The organism is Nocardioides sp. Z38_18 (assembly GCF_058215695.1).
The window spans coordinates 1,842,777-1,858,464 of sequence record NZ_JBZAJE010000001.1 but is presented as its reverse complement, the minus strand read 5'-3'; the positions used below and the strand labels follow the sequence as shown (position 1 = coordinate 1,858,464).

Annotated in this window: 13 protein-coding genes and 1 tRNA gene; 4 read left to right on the top strand and 10 right to left on the bottom strand. The window is 69.4% G+C overall.

The annotated features are described in order from the left end of the window. Nucleotides 1–10: 10 nt before the first annotated feature. The 4 genes from AC4BGC_RS08965 to AC4BGC_RS08950 form a co-directional block, all read right to left on the bottom strand. Nucleotides 11–706 carry an MAE_28990/MAE_18760 family HEPN-like nuclease gene (locus tag AC4BGC_RS08965; RefSeq protein ID WP_490555245.1) on the bottom strand — a complete coding sequence of 232 codons (696 nt, stop codon included), beginning with the start codon at nt 704–706 and terminating at the stop codon, nt 11–13. A gap of 5 nt (nt 707–711) precedes the next feature. Continuing rightward, nucleotides 712–1,857, bottom strand: a complete 1,146-nt coding sequence (locus tag AC4BGC_RS08960) for a GmrSD restriction endonuclease domain-containing protein (RefSeq protein WP_490555244.1) — start codon at nt 1,855–1,857, stop codon at nt 712–714. A 359-nt stretch (nt 1,858–2,216) separates the two neighbouring features. Further along, nucleotides 2,217–2,302: transfer RNA gene (locus AC4BGC_RS08955), tRNA-Leu, on the bottom strand. A gap of 57 nt (nt 2,303–2,359) precedes the next feature. Then, on the bottom strand, nt 2,360–3,796 hold the full coding sequence (locus tag AC4BGC_RS08950; protein ID WP_490555243.1) for a GuaB1 family IMP dehydrogenase-related protein: 1,437 nt from the start codon (nt 3,794–3,796) through the stop codon (nt 2,360–2,362). Between AC4BGC_RS08950 and galK the strand changes: the two genes are divergently transcribed. Continuing rightward, entirely contained in the window at nt 3,777–4,895 is a 1,119-nt protein-coding gene (gene galK / locus AC4BGC_RS08945) for a galactokinase (protein ID WP_490555242.1), read from the top strand. The two genes, AC4BGC_RS08950 and galK, sit on opposite strands and share 20 nt — an antisense overlap. A gap of 161 nt (nt 4,896–5,056) precedes the next feature. Here galK and AC4BGC_RS08940 read toward each other — a convergent pair whose 3' ends face one another. Beyond that, nucleotides 5,057–6,403 (bottom strand): HNH endonuclease signature motif containing protein, encoded by a 1,347-nt coding sequence (locus AC4BGC_RS08940; protein ID WP_490555241.1) that lies wholly within the window; start codon nt 6,401–6,403, stop codon nt 5,057–5,059. Between the two features lie 624 nt (nt 6,404–7,027). Between AC4BGC_RS08940 and cobT the strand changes: the two genes are divergently transcribed. Next, a complete protein-coding gene (cobT, locus tag AC4BGC_RS08935) occupies nt 7,028–8,101 on the top strand; it encodes a nicotinate-nucleotide--dimethylbenzimidazole phosphoribosyltransferase (RefSeq protein WP_490555240.1) in 1,074 nt (357 codons plus the stop codon). Further along, nucleotides 8,094–8,843 (top strand): adenosylcobinamide-GDP ribazoletransferase, encoded by a 750-nt coding sequence (locus AC4BGC_RS08930; protein WP_490555239.1) that lies wholly within the window; start codon nt 8,094–8,096, stop codon nt 8,841–8,843. Before cobT ends, AC4BGC_RS08930 begins: the two co-directional genes overlap by 8 nt. On the opposite strand, the gene AC4BGC_RS08925 is transcribed toward AC4BGC_RS08930, so the two are convergent. Genes AC4BGC_RS08925 through AC4BGC_RS08910 form a run of 4 tightly spaced genes read right to left on the bottom strand, consistent with a single transcriptional unit; the run spans nt 8,840 to nt 13,489 of the window. Further along, nucleotides 8,840–10,168 (bottom strand): DUF2252 domain-containing protein, encoded by a 1,329-nt coding sequence (locus tag AC4BGC_RS08925; protein ID WP_490555238.1) that lies wholly within the window; start codon nt 10,166–10,168, stop codon nt 8,840–8,842. The genes AC4BGC_RS08930 and AC4BGC_RS08925 overlap by 4 nt on opposite strands. Then, nucleotides 10,165–10,800, bottom strand: a complete 636-nt coding sequence (locus AC4BGC_RS08920) for a hypothetical protein (RefSeq protein WP_490555237.1) — start codon at nt 10,798–10,800, stop codon at nt 10,165–10,167. The genes AC4BGC_RS08925 and AC4BGC_RS08920 overlap by 4 nt, the downstream gene beginning before the upstream one ends. 36 nt (nt 10,801–10,836) lie before the next feature. Continuing rightward, complete coding sequence (locus AC4BGC_RS08915) at nt 10,837–12,051, bottom strand: acyl-CoA dehydrogenase family protein (protein WP_490555236.1); 1,215 nt, start codon at nt 12,049–12,051, stop codon at nt 10,837–10,839. A gap of 52 nt (nt 12,052–12,103) precedes the next feature. Beyond that, nucleotides 12,104–13,489, bottom strand: a complete 1,386-nt coding sequence (locus AC4BGC_RS08910) for an acyl-CoA dehydrogenase family protein (protein WP_490555235.1) — start codon at nt 13,487–13,489, stop codon at nt 12,104–12,106. Nucleotides 13,490–13,567: 78 nt separating this feature from the next. On the opposite strand from AC4BGC_RS08910, the gene def reads away from it, so the two are divergent. After that, nucleotides 13,568–14,227 carry a peptide deformylase gene (def, locus tag AC4BGC_RS08905; RefSeq protein WP_490555234.1) on the top strand — a complete coding sequence of 220 codons (660 nt, stop codon included), beginning with the start codon at nt 13,568–13,570 and terminating at the stop codon, nt 14,225–14,227. Here def and AC4BGC_RS08900 read toward each other — a convergent pair. Next, complete coding sequence (locus tag AC4BGC_RS08900) at nt 14,140–15,684, bottom strand: sensor histidine kinase (RefSeq protein WP_490555233.1); 1,545 nt, start codon at nt 15,682–15,684, stop codon at nt 14,140–14,142. The two genes, def and AC4BGC_RS08900, sit on opposite strands and share 88 nt — an antisense overlap. Between the last annotated feature and the right edge of the window lie 4 nt (nt 15,685–15,688).

Genomic DNA, 15,688 nt, shown 5'->3' with positions numbered 1-15,688 from the left:
GCGGCTGAGTTCAAGGGGACACGAGCTCGACCAGCGCCGCTGATTTCCGATCCAACCTCTTTGCGAGAGCGACCAGGAACCGGAGGTACCGGTTGACGTCGGTGCCTGTGGGTTGACGAGAGACGTCACCGTGGGCAATGTCGTTGCGGCACTTCACCACGTCTGCGAGGCCCAACCGAATGCTGGCCGGCACTGGGTCACCGTCTTCATCTGGGACGTCGAGATCCCCGTCACAGACGGCCGCTGAGCTCCCCATGATCTCGAAGAGGGAGTCGATAGTCTCGCTGTAGGCGTTCGTGACCACCCGAGTCAGAACGCTCGCACTCAATGTTCCTGGGGCTGGCTTGGCACTTTCGTTCCACAGAGCCATGGTGCCGGCCCCTTGGAGCTTCTTCAGCAGGGATGCTCGCTGCGTATCGTTCTTGCAGTTCAGGATCTCCGAGAGCTGGGGCAACGTGTGAAGCTCCTTCAACCCCTTCGGGATCTGCCGCGACTCGAGTTGTCCGGTGCTAACGGAATCAGTGAACTCTTCCGCGATCGACTTCAAGTAGCTCTCAAAGTGGCTCACGAGCAGAACGACACAAGCGCGGTGGACAGCGTTGTCTCGATGGAGGGCATCTACCCCTTCTGGGGGATCGATCTCGCAGAGGGCGAGGAGGACCCCAACCTCCGCAACACCAGAGTCGAAGTTTTCGAGCGATGTCATCAAGCTCAGGTGGTCTCGTTGGTGCGCGACTCGGGCAGGCCCAAGCCCTCCGGCAACGCCACGGGGATTCCTGCCTTGCGCAACCGATCAGCGACGATGCCAACGCGAAACAGCATGCGTTGGCGGTCCGCAGTGGCACGGCCGATGGCGGTGCGGAACGCTTCATCGGCTTTGACCTCTTCGATCACCTGAAGGACGACTTGGGGAGAGCGCCGCATCGCAGCCTTGTCTGCGTGTGCTGCGGGGATCATGAACGCATCGAACATCGCCTTGTTCACTAGGTTCCGGGAACCCTCCACGCGGAACGGGGTCGCGCCCAGAATCTCTTGGACTACCTCGCACGTTTCCTTGAACAGGCCCGTGAGAGCCGAATCAGGTGTGGAGTGACGCTTCGTTCGCATGTATTCGTTCAGGAACTGTCGCAAGGGGGGCTTGTAAGCCTCGAGCCCCTCGAACAGCGCGAAGAACCGGAGGATCAGTTCTTCGAAGTCCATCCGCTTGTTGCTCGCGGTGCCCAGGAAGTCGGTGAAGTATGCCTCGCTGGCGATCCTCTTCAGCGCGTCATTGAAGGGCCCGCGGTAGACCGAGTTTCGCAACTCTTGAGCGGTCAACATGGCGGCGCCTGTATTAAGGCGCTCGAACACGTCAAACTTGATGTCCGGGTTGCTGTCCTCGGTGATCACGATGCAACGGATCGTTCGGTTTTCGAGTCTTCGCTTGTCCCGGGGCGCGAGCTCGCTGAAGCTCTTTCCGTCCAACTCTGACAAGACTGACAAGCCGCTGAGAGCGAACTCCCCTTCCAGGTAATTCTTGATGGTGGTCAGGCGCTGAAGGCCGTCGATCACCTCATAGTTGCCGTTCTCGTCTTCGGCGAAGTAGCACACAGGAATGGGGACGTTTAGGAGCAGGGACTCGATGAGGCGGCTCGCCTTGGCGAGGTCCCAGACGTACTTGCGTTGGTATTCGATGTTCAAGCTGATGCGACCCTGCTCGATGTCGCGACTCAAACTCTTCACGCCCAAGTCATAGGGCTGTGTGACGAGCTTTCGGTCGTCGCCGGAGAGGTCGAGCGCTTCAACCTGTTCCTGGGACGACTCGTAGTCGTCGTCACCGTCCGCGAAGTCCCCCGCCGGAACCGGTTCCTGAGTCACTGTGCCCCCTGGTCGACATTGCTTCGAGCTCGGCTCGGAAGGCTACCCCGGTCCCCCGACTCATGTCCTCTGACGAGGCCGCGCATCGGAGTCAACCTTCGAAGCTTCCCTCCCTAGGTGTCCGATGGGGGACCAAAACCCCCCTCGGATGTCTCCGCAACCTCGGCATCAGACCAGGGCAAGGCGTTACCCCAAGCAGCGTCTGTGCAGGTCAGATGCCCACAAGTTCCGCGGGGTTGCGGAAGCAGGTGCCCACGTTGGGCCTGGTTGGCCCCCGTTGCACGTGTTTTGTGTTCCTCTGTGGAACACAAAACAGGCCTCTGATCTGCGTTTCCGCAGGTCAGAGGCCTGTTGCCTTGTGTCCGAGGGGGGACTTGAACCCCCACGCCCGATAAAGGGCACTAGCACCTCAAGCTAGCGCGTCTACCTATTCCGCCACCCGGACAAGCGACCGCAACCTTAGCAACAGGCCGCCCGAACAAGTAATCGGGGTGGGTACCCGTCACCAGCCACCGGGCAACGGCCTGCCCTCGGCGAATCCGGCCGGGGACTGCACCCCGACCACGGCGCGTTCCGCGAACGAGGCGAGGTCGCTGGAGCCGGTGTAGGTGCAGGCCGAGCGGACGCCGGAGCAGATCTCGTCGACGAGGTCCTCGACGCCGGGACGATCCGGGTCCAGGAACATCCGCGAGGAGGAGATCCCCTCCTCGTAGAGGGCCTTGCGGGCGCGGTCGAAGACGCTCTCGTTCGACGTACGGTTCGCGACGGCTCGGGCCGAGGCCATCCCGAAGCTCTCCTTGTAGGGGCGCCCGTCGGCGCCCACGTGCAGGTCCCCGGGCGACTCGTGGGTGCCGGCGAACCAGGAGCCGATCATCACCTGGGAGGCCCCGGCCGCGAGAGCGAGGGCGACGTCGCGCGGGTGCCGCACTCCCCCGTCGGCCCACACGTGCTTGCCGTGCCGACGCGCCTCCTGGGCGCACTCCAGCACCGCGCTGAACTGCGGCCGGCCGACTCCGGTCATCATCCGGGTCGTGCACATCGCGCCGGGACCGACGCCCACCTTGACGATGTCGGCACCGGCCTCGATCAGGTCGCGCACGCCCTCGGCGGCGACCACGTTGCCGGCCACGACGGGCACGGCCGGGTCGAGGGCACGTACGACGGCCAGCGCCTCGAGCATCCGCTCCTGGTGCCCGTGGGCGGTGTCCAGGACGAGGCAGTCCACGCCCATCTCGAGCAGGCGACGGGCCTTGCCGGCGACGTCGCCGTTGACCCCGACTGCCGCCGCGATCCGCAACCGGCCGTGCTGGTCGAGGGCGGGCTCGTAGATGGTGGAGCGCAGCGCCCCGGTCCGGGTCAGGATCCCGACGAGCTCGCCGTCGTCGCCCACCGCGGGCGCGAGGCGGTGCCGGGAGGAGGCGAGGACGTCGAAGGCCTCGCGCGGGTCCATCGTGGCCTTCAGCGTGACCATGCCGGTCGTCATCGCGTCGCCCACCTGGGTGAACCGGTCGACACCGAGGCAGTCGGCTTCGGTGACCAGCCCGACCGGGACGCCGTCCTCGAGCACGACCGCAGCCCGGTGGGAGCGCTTGGGCAGCAGCGCCAGGGCGTCGCTGACGGTGTCCTGCGGGGAGAGGGTGATCGGTGTCTCGAAGACCGGGTGCCGGTTCTTGACCCAGGCCACGACCTCCTCGACCACGTCGAGCGGGATGTCCTGCGGGATCACGGCCAGTCCACCGCGGCGGGCGATGGTCTCGGCCATCCGGCGACCGGAGACAGCGGTCATGTTGGCGACCACGATCGGGATCGTCGTACCCGTCCCGTCGGTGGAGGCCAGGTTCACGTCGTACCGGGACGCGACCGCCGAGCGCCGCGGCACCATGAAGACGTCGTCGTAGGTGAGGTCATACGCTGGCTGCGTGTCTGAGAGGAATCGCACGGAAACCGAATCTACCGGGCAGGTGTTCGAGGCCGACGCTGTGACCGGTGTCGCGCCGGGACGAGTGAACCTGATCGGTGAGCACGTGGACTACAACGGCGGCCGGTGCCTGCCGATGGCGCTGCGCCAGCGGACCCAGGCCGTGGTCAGCCCGAGGTCCGACGACCGGGTGCGCGTCACCAGTGCGGCGCGCCGCTGGGAGGGCTCGGTCGACGAGCTCGCCGGGGCGGATCCGTGGGCGCTCTACGTGACCGGGGTGCTGCTGGCCCTCGGCGTACGCCGCGGGATGGACATCGACATCACCAGCGACGTGCCGATCGGCGCGGGGCTCTCCAGCTCGGCTGCGCTGGAGTGCAGCGTCGCCGTGGCCGTCGACGAGCTCTTCGACCTCGGGCTGTCGTCGCAGGAGCTGGTCGAGGCGTGCATCCGCGCCGAGCAGGACCACGTGGGGGCCCCGACCGGGGGGCTGGACCAGACGATCGCGGTGTACGCCGAGCCGCGGCACGCCCTGCTCATCGACTTCGCCGACGGCACCCGTGAGCAGGTGCCGTTCGATCCGGAGGCCCACGGTCTCGCGCTGCTCGTCATCGACACCCGGGTCAGCCACGAACTGACCGACGGCGGCTACGAGACCCGCCGTGACGAGGCCTGGGCGGCTGCGGAGAAGCTCGGCGTCAACCACCTCGGTGAGCTCACCGGGAGCGAGGCGATGGACGACCTGCCGGATCCGTTGCGGCGCCGAGCACAGCACGTCACCAGTGAGATCTCACGTGTCGATGCGTTCGTGGAGGCACTGCGCCGTGACGACTGGGCCGCCCTCGGTCCGCTGCTGCAGGCCTCGCACGTCTCGCTGCGCGACGACTACGAGGTTTCCTGCGAGGAACTGGACGTCACCGTCGACGTGGCGGTGCAGGCGGGCGCCGTCGGCGCCAGGATGACCGGCGGCGGCTTCGGCGGTTCCGCGATCGCCCTCGTCCCCGTGGAGCGGATGGCCGCGGTCGAGGCTGCGGTGACCACCGCCTTCACCGCCCGCGGCTGGAAGTCCCCCGACTTCATCACCGCCGCCCCCGGCCACGGCGCCACCACCGTCCCCGAGTAGTCGAGACCCCAAGGTGGTCGAGCAGCGAGCGAAGCGAGCGGATAGCCGAGACCCAAGGTGGTCGAGCATCGAGCGAAGCCTTGCGTCGAGCAGCGAGCGTCAGCGAGTGGTCAGTCGAGACCACTCCGTGAGCCGAGGACCAGACCCGACCCCGCCGGGGCTCAGTCGTCAGGCGGTTCTCGCCCCACGGCTCTCATCCGGCGTACACCCGGCGGCGGGTCGAACCTGAACTCGCTGGGTCCGGTGCGGGTGATCTGCCATGGCCCGGCGTGGATCAGCCGGTGGTGGTGGCCGCAGAGCAGGATCGTGTTCGAGAGTGAGGTCTCGCCGCCCTCGCACCAGTGCACGAGGTGGTGGGCGTGGCACATCACCGGCGGGCGGGTGCAGTTGGGGAACCGGCAGTGCTTGTCCCGGGCGACCAGGGCCTTCCAGATCGCCGCGGAGGCAAGCCGCATCTGCCGGCCGACGTCGAGGACCTCGGACCCGCCACCGAGCACGATCGGGATGATGTCGGCGTCGCAGGCCATCCGGCGTACGGCTCCTGCGTAGAGGTCCTCACCGGTCTCGGTGGTCCCGAACCCGGACAGCTTCTTGAGGTCCTCGAAGTCGATGGTCACCGAGACCCTGGGCCGGGCGCCGTGGCACTCGGGGAGCAGGTCCACAGTGGCGGCGCGGTCGCAGAGCTCCACCAGCGCGTCGAGCATCCGGGCGCCGTGGTCGCGCGGGTCGCGGCCGTCGTGCCCGCAGCCGGGGATCTCGCAGGTGCCGGGGTCACAGACCGGTCCGGGGGCGGGCTGGGGCTTGGCCAGGGGCAGCAGGGTGGCGCGGAGCTTGGCACCGTCCTCGGCCGAGCAGCGGCCCTTGATCCAGCAGCCACCGGCGGTGTCGAACCGCAGGGAGAGGTCGCGGTCGAGGTGGGCGGCGCGTTCCTCGCGGTCCAGCTCGCGTTCGGCGCGACGCTCCTCGCCGTCGGGATCCACGATGGAGACGAGGATGCGGCCGACCTTGGCCAGGTCGGTGGCGTCCAGTGCCTTGGCCTCGGCGAGCATCGCGTGCACGCCACGGGTCCGGACGTCGGGGTTCGTGGGAAGGGCGTCGACAGCGCGCTCGATCACCTGGGCCTTGGTCACCGAGAGCCAGCCGTCGGCCAGTGCGTCACCAACCGGCGCCAGCACCGGCGTTTGCACGGCAGCGGAAAGGCGTACGGTCGCCGCGCCGGTGCCCTTGCGGCCGCCCGCGACCGCCGTCACGAAGTCCTGGGTCGAGGCCCAGCCGACCGGCTTCACCGCGTGGCTGACTTCCAGCTCGTGGACCACCTGAAGCTCGACGGCATCCAGGGTCGACTTCAGCCCCTCGATCTCGGCGACGGTGTCCATCAACTCCTCGCCACGACCGGCCGCCCACAAGGTGTCGATCATGCCGTCCACCTCGCCGCGGATCCTGGCCAGCGCAGCCGCGACTCCCCCGGCGCAGGAGGCGCCGGGCGGAGTGTCCGGCTGGGAAGTCATGAGTCGATCCAAGCATCGAGCACTGACAGGAATATTCGAGAATCCCCTTGTTCTATGGGGATTCAGGGATATATCTGGACGGTTTCCTGTGTGAAGTGGAGATGCGCTGGAAGGTGGAGCGTGCGCCTTGGGTTTGGCTGTCGCGTCGCCTGAGTGGTCTCGACTGTTCGCTCGCTTCGCTCGCTGCTCGACCACCTATGGGTCGCTTGAGTGGTCTCGACTGTTCGGTCGCTTCGCTTGCTGCTCGACCACCTATGGGTCCGCTTGAGGGGTCTCGACTATCCGCTCGCTTCGCTCGCTGCTCGACCACCTTCGGGTCACCTGAGTGGTTTCGGCTGTCGCTCGCTGTCGACCACCTTCGGGTCACCTGAGTGGTCTCGGCTGTTCGCTCGCTTCGCTCGCTGCTCGACCACGTATGGGTCGCCTGAGTGGTCTCGACTGTTCGCTCGCTTCGCTTGCTGCTCGACCACCTATGGGTCACCTGAGTGGTCTCGACTATCCGCTCGCTTCGCTTGCTGCTCGACCACCTTCGGGACTGCCGCTCGTCTGCCTACCTTGCCGCTGGTCGGCCACCGCAGGGCGGCGGTGCTCAGCTGCGGGGTGGGGCTCTGGTAGAGATCGCCCATGGACAACACCTGGTGGAGCCTCCCCTGCGCCGAGCCCTCCGAGGCGCATCGTCGGGGGGCGCTGGAGCGGCAGGGGCAGCTCACCAAGCCCGCAGGCTCCCTGGGGCGGCTCGAGGAGGTCGCGGTGACGCTGGCTGCGCTGCAGGGACGGGAGCGACCCTCGGCGGACCGGGTCCCGGTGCTGGTCTTCGCCGGTGACCACGGCGTCGCCCGGCGGAGCGTCTCGGCGTACCCGCCCGAGGTCACCGTGCAGATGCTGTGCAACTTCATCGGCGGCGGGGCGGCGATCTCGGTGCTCGCACGCCAGCTGGGCCTGCCCCTGACCGTGGTGGACGTGGGCACGCTCGCCGAGGAGCCGATCCCGGGCGTGGTCGACGACAGGACTCGCCGCAGCACCGCCGACTTCACCACCGAACCGGCGATGACCGAGGCCGACCTGGCGCACGCGCTGGACGCCGGCCGCCGCGCCGTCGCCGAGGCGTTGTCCGCCGCACCCGCCGGGGGCACCGACCTCGTCGTCCTCGGTGAGCTCGGCATCGGCAACACCACCTCCGCCAGCGCGGTGGCCGCCGCCGTACTCGGCGAGGACCCCGCCCGGCTGGCCGGGCCAGGAACCGGCCTCGACAGCGAAGGTGTACGCCGCAAGGCAGCCCTGATCTCCGAGGCGCTGGAGCTGCACGGGCCGGCCGTCACCGAGGCGGACCTTCCTGCCCACGAGGCGCTGCGCCGACTGGGCGGGCTGGAGATCGCCGCGCTGACCGGGGCAGTGCTCGCCGCGGCACAGCAGGGCGTACCCGTCCTGGTCGACGGGCTGATCGTCTCGGCGGCTGCGCTGGCCGCAGTCGGCATCAACCCCGGCTGCCGCGAATGGCTGGTGTTCTCCCACCGGTCCGCCGAACAGGGCCACGCGCGGGTGCTGGAGGCGCTGGACGCACGCGAGCTCCTCCAGCTCGACCTGCGGCTCGGCGAGGGCTCGGGTGCCGCGCTCGCCGTACCGCTGCTGCGGCTCGCGTGCGCGCTGCACAACGAGATGGCGACGTTCGCTGAAGCCTCGGTCTCTGACCGTGGCTAGCGGACCCGTGCAGGTGCTGCGCGCCCTCAGCGTCGCGTTCGGGTTCATGACCCGGCTCCCGATGCCGGCGGTCAAGGACTTCGGTCCGCGCGACCTGGAGCGGGCCTCGACCTACTTCCCCGTCGTGGGCCTCGTCCTGGGGGCGGGCGTCGCCGCGTCCCTGGCGTGGGCACCCGGCGGTCCGTGGGTGGGCGCCTGGCTCGGCCTGCTGATCTGGGTCTGGGTGACCGGGGCGCTGCACCTCGACGGCCTCGGCGACGTCGCGGACGCGTTCGGGGCCGCCCACCGCGTGCCCGAGCGGTTCTACGAGGTGCTCAAGGACCCGCACATGGGGGTCTTCGGGGTCGTCGTCGTGGTGATGCAGGTGCTCACCAAGCTGGTCCTGCTCGCGGAGCTGGCCCCGTCCGGCTGGTGCTGGGGCGTCCTGCTGGTCCCGGCCTGGGCCCGCTGGTCCACGATGCTCTGCGGCCGCGTCGTCCCCCGGTTCGACGGCAGCGCCGCCGAGCCGCAGACCGCTCCGACGAGCTGGGCGCCGATCATTGTGTGGGCCGTGCTGCTCGGCGGCCTCGCGCTCTGGCTCGCGCCGGTCACCCTGGTCGCGCTCCCCCTGGCCGGACTCGTGATCCTCTACTGGCGGCTGCGGCTCGGCTGGGTCTCCGGCGACTGCTTCGGCGCCAGCATCGAGGTCATCGAAAGCGTCCTGATCGCCGCCCTCGTGCTCGCAGCAGCCGTCCAGCTCTAGGTCGCCGCGACCCCGATGCGGCCGCTGCGGAACGCCTCGACGAACAGCGCGTGGTCCCGGCGCACGCGCTCCGCGTAGGCGAGGGCAAACTCCACGAGGTGGTCGCTGAACTCGCGCCGACGGCCCTTCAGCGAGGCCACGATCGCCCCCTCCACCTGGAAGTCGACCAGGTCCTGGTCGCTGTCCTCGTCCGAGGCGCAGTGCACCTTGGCGGTCGCCTGCCCGAGCAGCTCCACCACGGCAGCGATGTCGTCGGGCTCGGTGATGTTCGCCCAGTCGAGGTCGACCTCGTAGGGCGAGACCTCGGCGACGACGTAGCCCACGCCGCCGAGCTCGGCGTACCCCAGCAGCGGGTCGGTGTGCACCTGCAGCGCGCGCTGGCTCACCACCGTGCGATGGCCCTCGTGGTCGAAGTAGCGGCCGACGGCCGCACTGTCCACGAACCTGCTCAGCGCCGGCACGTTGGCCTGCTTCATGGACAGCACCACATCGTTGTCCAGGGCCTGGCTGTAGCCCTCGACCAGCAGGTTGTACGCCGGGAGCCCGGCACTGCCGATCCCGAAGCCCGACTTGCCCACCACGTCGCGCAGCTCGTAGAACAGCTCGCGATCAAACCGCTTGGACGGCGGGATCGTGTCCAGGTAGGACTCGAACGCCGCCGCCACCGCGTCGCGCTCCTTCGCGGGGAGTCGGCGGATGCTGGCGTCCTCGGTGAACACCCGGACGTGGTTCTCGACATGGGTCATCTCGTCGAGCAGGTCCGCCCGGCGGATCGACCGCGCGGCGACCAGGGCGTCCTGGACCGGGCCGGTGGTGTTCTCCAGGTGCAGCCCGAAGTCCTCGTCCTGTGCCGTGCTCGCGTAGTGGTCCACCTGCTTGAGATAGGAGCGGAGGTAGCGGCGGATCAGCGACTCGATGTCCTTCTGCGGCAGCGCCTTCTGCCACGCCATCAGGGCCAGGCTGGCGACGAACCGCTGCAGGTCCCAGCTGAAGTGGCCGATGTAGGCCTCGTCGAAGTCGTTGACGTCGAAGACCAGCCGCCCGTCGGAGCTGAGGTAGGTGCCGAAGTTCTCCACGTGCAGGTCGCCGTGGATCCAGATGGCGCCGCTGCGCTCGTCGACCCACGGGTCGCGGGTGGCCGTCACGTCGGCGTAGTAGAGGCAGGCCGCGCCGCGGTAGAACGCGTGCGGATCGGCCGCCATCTTGCGGTACTTCGCGCGGAACGCCTTCGGGTCCGCCCGCATGAGCGGGGCGAACGCGTCCCGGAAGACCTCGATCAGCAGGTCGGTCCGGCGGGTGTCGTTCATCCGGGGCACGGTGCTCACGAGGTGCCCCCTTCCGGGAGCCGCTCCGGCACGCGCAGACCCGCCGAGCGCAGCTCGAGACGCGCCAGCCGGTCGATCACCGCCGGGTCGCCGCGGCGCCACGCGCCGGCCGGGTCCGGGTCGATCCGTGCGAGCACGTGCAGCGGCTGCGAGGACATCGCCCGCAGGGCGAACAGGTCGAGGTCGGCGCCGGAGTCCACAAACTTCCGCCCCGCAGTGGCCCGGCGGACGAACGCGATCCGCGCGGGCAGGTAGAACCCCAGCACCACCAGGATCGGGATCAGCGCCACCGCCAGGCCCAGCCAGTTGGCGAGGCTGCCCACGGCGTCGACCTGCTGCTGACCGGCGGCGGCCAGCCCGCTGGCGGCCTTCCCGGCGTCGTCGAACGGGCTGCTCGCCTGGTCACCCACGAGCGGCACGTCGGCCACGATCCTGCCGGCGTCGCGGAGCCGCTCGGCCAGGTCGCTGGCCGACGAGTCGATCTTGCGCCCGGGGGTCGCGAGACCCAACGTGGCGTCATGGACCTGGTCGGCGACCGTGATCCACAGCCACACCCAGACCACGACAGCCAGGTCCCCCACGATCTGGAGAGTGCGACGGACGCTGGTGTCGGCGTACAGCTTGAGGCTCATACGGTGACTGTGCCCGCTGGCCTCAGCTTGGAACGCTCACTTCAGCTGGGCTGAGGTGAGGCCCAGCACGCGGCGAGCCACGATCAGCTGCTGGATCTGCTGAGTGCCCTCGAAGATGTCGAGGATCTTGGAGTCCCGGCCCCACTTCTCGAGCAGCTCCACCTCGGAGTAGCCGAAGGTGCCGGCGAGCTCCACGCAGCGCAGCGTGACGTCGGATCCCATCCGGCCCGCCTTCGCCTTGGCCATCGAGGCCTGCATCGAGTTGGGCTTGCGGTTGTCGGCCATCCACGCCGACTGCAGGGTGAGCAGGTACGCCGCCTCCCAGTCCGCCTCGAGCTGGAGGAAGGTGGCTGCGGCCGCGGACTGGGCGAGCGCCGGCCGGTCGTAGTCGATGGTGATGCCGGCCTCGGCCAGGATGTCGCGGGTCAGGTCGAGCGAGGCCCGGGCGCAGCCGAGCGCCATCGCGGCCACCAGCGGACGAGTGTTGTCGAAGGTCGCCATCGCGCCCGCGAAACCCTGCTTGGGGTCGACGCCGGCGTCGCCGAGCAGGTCCTCGGCCGGGACCCGGCACTCGTCGAGGATGATCACCGCGGTGTCGGAGGCACGGATCCCGAGCTTGTGCTCGAGGCGCTCCACCCGCATCCCGGGGTTGCCCTTCTTGACCACGAACGACTTGATCGCCGCGCGGCCCAGGCTCTTGTCCAGGGTCGCCCAGACCACGACGCTGTCGGCGCGCTCGCCGGAGGTGACGAAGATCTTCTCGCCGTTGAGGACGTACTCGTCGCCGTCCTTGCGGGCGGTGGTCTGGATGGCCCCGGAGTCCGAGCCGGTGCTGGGCTCGGTGATCGCCATCGCGGCCCAGGTGCCGGCGAAGCGCTCGAGCTGCTCGTCGTTGGCCACCGAGGCGATCGCGGAGTTGCCCAGGCCCTGCCGCGGCATCGAGAGGAGCAGGCCGACGTCGCCCCAGCACATCTCCATGACGGAGAGCACCGAGGCCAGGTTGGCGCCGTTCTTGTTGCCCTGCTTGTCCTCGGGCTTCTCATCACGGCGTACGCCGGCCGCGCCTGCGCCACCGGTCGCACCGGACTCGGAGATGCCGTCGATCATCGCGGCGAGCATGTCGAGTTCCTTGGGGTACTCGTGCTCGGCCTCGTCGTACTTGCGCGAGATGGGCCGCAGCATGTTCATCGCGACCTGGTGGGCCTGGTCGATCAGCGGGCGGATCTTCTTGGGGGTCTCGAGGTTGATCATGAGTGTGTGCTCCTGGGTCGAAGAGTGACGGACGTGACGGGGACGGCCGTGCTCAGACCAGGACCGCTCCTTCCATGAGTCCGATAGCGCGCAGGTCGCGGTACCAGCGCTCGACGGGGTGCTCCTTGACGAACCCGTGCCCGCCGAGGAGCTGGACGCCGTCGAGGCCGATCTGCATGCCGCGCTCGGCGCACAGCCGCCGTGCCAGCGCGATCTCGCGCTCGGCCGGCTTGCCCTGCGCCACCCGGCTGGCGGCCCGGTAGGTGACCAGCCGCATCCCCTGCAGCTCGATCGCGATGTTTGCGACCATGAACGCCACCGACTGCCGGTTGGCGATCGGCTCGCCGAAGGCCTCGCGCTCCTTGACGTAGGGCGTCACGTAGTCGAGGACCGCCTGTCCGGTGCCCACGGCGAGGGCGCACCAGGCCAGGCGGGAGAACCGGACGCAGTCCCGGTAGTCGTCGGCGTCGCCCAGCAGGGCGATCTTCTCCACGGCGACGTCCTTGAGCACGAGGCGCGAGAGGCTGGCCGCGCGCACGCCCATCGAGGGGTCGGACTCGATGGTGATCCCGTCGGTGGAGGACTCCACGACGAACAGCTGCGGCCGGCCGTCGACCTCGGCGCCGACGATGAACAGCTCCGCCTCGGAGCCGCGGACCACGGCGGACTTCACACCGTTGAGCACGTAGCCGTCACCGCGGGCCTCGGCCGTGGCCGACGGCGAGAGCGGGTCGAAGAGCGCGGTGGGCTCGCTGAGGGCAAGCGCGGCAGCCGGGACCTCGTCGCCGGTGAACGCGGGCAGGTAGGTGGACTGCTGCTCCTCGGTGCCCCACAGGGACAGGGCGGTGGCCACGGCGCCGGGGGCGAGGGCGGCGACCGCCAGGCCCATGTCGCCCTTGGCGAGCGCCTCGTGCACCAGGGTCCCGGCCATCGCGGAGCGCTCGGTGGCGATCCCGCCGAGGTCCTCGGGGACCCCGAGGATCGGCAGGCCGATGTCCAGGGACGCCTTGAGGATGTCCTCGGGTGCGGCGCAGGACTCGTTGGCCGCCGCCGCGGCAGGCCGCACGACCTCTGCGGCGAACTCGCCCACCACGTCGGCCAGCATCTGCTCGTCCTCGCCGGGGGTGAGGTCGAACAGGCCGGTGTTCTTCGCCGGCGGCACCCGGTTGCCCTGGGTTGCCTTGCCGGCGCGGGCGAAGGTGCGCCCGACGCTGCCCGCGGTCCGGAACCCCGCACTGGTGACGCGGTAGACACCCCGCTCGCTGGCCTTGCGCAGGCCCAGGGAGTCCAGCAGGTCGCTGGAGGCCAGCCGGTTCAGGGCGGCGACAGCCAGCCCGATCGGGTCCCGCTTCTCGCTGTCGGAGAGCCCGTGACGGCCTCCGGCGCGGAGGAGGCTCCAGGGCAGCTTCTGTGGCTCGTTGACCGTGTTCGAAGACATGACAGGTAATGTAACTGCGAGTTACACATCGTGCCACACCCGCCCGGCGTGTCGCGGGTCACGCACTAGGATTCGGGCATGCCCACATCGCAACCTGTCCCCGAGGCCGCCCCCGGTTCGGCTGTCCTCCCCACGGGAGGAACGGTGCGTCCCGTGGTCCGCTGGGGCACCGAGGTGATGCATCGTCAGGCCCGGCCGGTCACGGCGTACGACGAGGAGCTGCGCAGCCTGGTGGCCGACATGGTCGCCACGATGTACGCCGCCAACGGGGTCGGCCTGGCCGCCTGCCAGATCGGGGTCGACCTCGCAGTGTTCGTCTTCGACTGCCCCGACGACGCGGGCACGCCGCACCGAGGCGTGGTCTGCAACCCGGAGCTCCACCTGCCCGAGGGACGCGACCGTCGGCTCGACGACGGCGACGAGGGGTGCCTGTCCTACCCCGGCGCGTTCGTGGAGTGCGCGCGACCCGACTGGGCCCGGGTCACCGGGTTCGGGCTCGACGGGCAGCCGGTCGCCTACGAGGGCGACGGGCTGCTGGCGCGCTGCCTCCAGCACGAGACCGACCACACCGTCGGCACGGTGTTCGGTGACCGGCTCAACAACCGGGCACGCAAGCGGCTCCGCAAGGAGATGGAGGCCGCGATCGCGGACTACCCGCCGGACTGGCCCGTGGGCGAGTCGGGGACCCCCGAGGGGCCCGCTGACACCACGGCCGAGGACGACCACGACGCTCTCTGAGTCGCAGGGAGCTCGCGCAGCGACCCGGGTGCGGGCAGCTCCACGGTGACCGTGGTGCCGACCCCCACCTCGCTCTCGATGGTGACGGTCCCGTCCTGCTGCTCCATCAGCTCACGGACGCTGGTCAGTCCCAGGCCGGTGCCGCCGTCGTCCTCGGAGAGCCGGCCGCGGACGAACTCGTCGAAGATCGTGCCGAGGTCCCCGGCGTCGATCCCCCGGCCTTGGTCCCGGATCGACACGCGCACCCGGCCGGGTCCGGCGCGGCCGAAGGTGACCTCGACGGGCGAGTCCGGCGCGGAGTACTTCAAGGCGTTCACGAGCAGGTTGCTCATCACCCGGTGCATGGCCACGCCGTTGGCGCGGGCGAGCGCCACCACGTCGTCGGACAGCCGGACCCGTGAGGAGCCCAGCACCGGCGCCAGGTCCCGGACGACGCTGCGGGTGACCTGGACGATGTCGATGTCGGCCATCAGCAACGTGGCGTTGCCGGTGCGCTGGCGAGCGAACTCGACCAGCCCCTCCACCATCCCGAGCAGCCGGTCCGCGCTCGCCTCCACCCGCTCGATCAACGTCTCCCGGGACTCCGGACCGGCGTTCCGGAGGGCGTCGACGAACCCCTTGATCGCGGTGATCGGCGTCCGGAAGTCGTGGTTGAACGTGGCGTAGAACGCGTCCTGGGCGTCCTCGAGCGTCTTGGCGTCGGTGCGGTCACGCGTCACCTTGGCGTAGCCGGTCAGCGTGCCGGACTCGTCCCGCAGCGCGGTGATGATCACGTCGCCCCAGAACCGGGAGCCGTCCTTGCGGACCCGCCACCCGGTGTGCTCGACCCGGCCCTTCTCGCGGGCCTCGGTGAGCAGTCGCTCCGGCAGGCCCGCGGCCAGGTCCTCGAGGGTGTAGAACATCTCGAAGCTGTGGCCGATCGCCTCCTGGGCGCTGTACCCCTTCACCCGCTGGGCGCCGAGGTTCCAGGTCTCGATGATCCCGTCGGGGTCGAGGGCGATGATCGCGTAGTCGACGACCTGGCCCACCAGCAGCCGCAGGCGCTCCTCGCTGGCGCGCAGCGTGGTCTCGAGCTCGTGCTGCTCGGTGAGGTCGCGGGTGACCTTGGCGTAGCCGATCAGGTCGCCCGCGTCGTCGTGGAGGGCGGTGATCACCACGTCCGCCCAGAACCGGGATCCGTCCTTGCGGACCCGCCATCCGGTGTCCTCGACCCGGCCCTCCTCACGGGCCAGCGCCAGCAGCTTGTGCGGCCGGCCCGAGTCACGGTCGTCCTCGGTGTAGAACATCTCGAAGCTGCGCCCGATGGCTTCCTGGCTCGAGTAGCCCTTCACCCGTTGAGCCCCGAGGTTCCACCGCCTGATGATGCCGTTTCGGTCCAGGCCGATGACCGCGTAGTCGACGACCTGGCTTACGAAGTCGTCGACGAAAGGTGAGCCCTGATCGGCTTCCGATCCCACGGGA